Raw genomic sequence first — 602 nt, 5'->3', positions numbered from 1 at the left:
GTGCGGTTGCCGTTCGGCCTGGCGCTGGATCAGCTCATGCACTGGGGTGCACTCGTCGTAGCGCTTGGCCCAGACGTTCCAGGCGGACAGTTGCGCTTGTTCGGCGGCGGTCAGCAAGGGTTGGGCGGCGATGGCGGTGGCGGGCTGGCTGGTGAGTTGCGCCAATAGTTGTTGGTAGTGGTCGGCCAGGCTTTGAATGGTGGCGGCGTCGAACAGGTCGGTGGCATAGGTGAAGAAGCCGCCGATCTCACCGTTGCCGTGTTGTTCGGTGTCGAGGCTGAGATCGAATTGGGCAGCGCCGTTGTCGCGGTCTATGGCTTGGATTTGCCAGCCGTTTTGTTGTAAGCCGCTGAAGTCTTGTTGCTGGTGGTTGATCAGGATTTGAAACAGCGGGTTTTGTCCGAGCTTGCGTTCGGGCTGCAGGGCGTCGACCAGCTGTTCGAACGGCAGGTCGGGATGGGCCTGGGCGTCCAGCAGATGATGTTTAATTTGGGCCAGGAAGGCGGTGAACGACTGGCGGCTGTCGAGCTCGCTGCGCAACACGACGGTGTTGACGAAGTAGCCGATCAGGTGTTGGTTTTCCGGGCGGTTGCGGTTGGCCA

1 protein-coding gene is annotated in these 602 nt (G+C 61.1%); it reads right to left on the bottom strand.

Going from position 1 to position 602, the window contains the following annotated elements; all coding sequences use genetic code 11:
- Nucleotides 1–602 (bottom strand): condensation domain-containing protein (locus NP596_RS21795; protein WP_256617465.1); only part of this gene is annotated, 602 nt, incomplete at both ends.

This window comes from Methylomonas rivi (assembly GCF_024505165.1).
GTDB lineage: Bacteria > Pseudomonadota > Gammaproteobacteria > Methylococcales > Methylomonadaceae > Methylomonas > Methylomonas rivi.
This window is presented reverse-complemented; position numbering and strand designations above follow the sequence as displayed.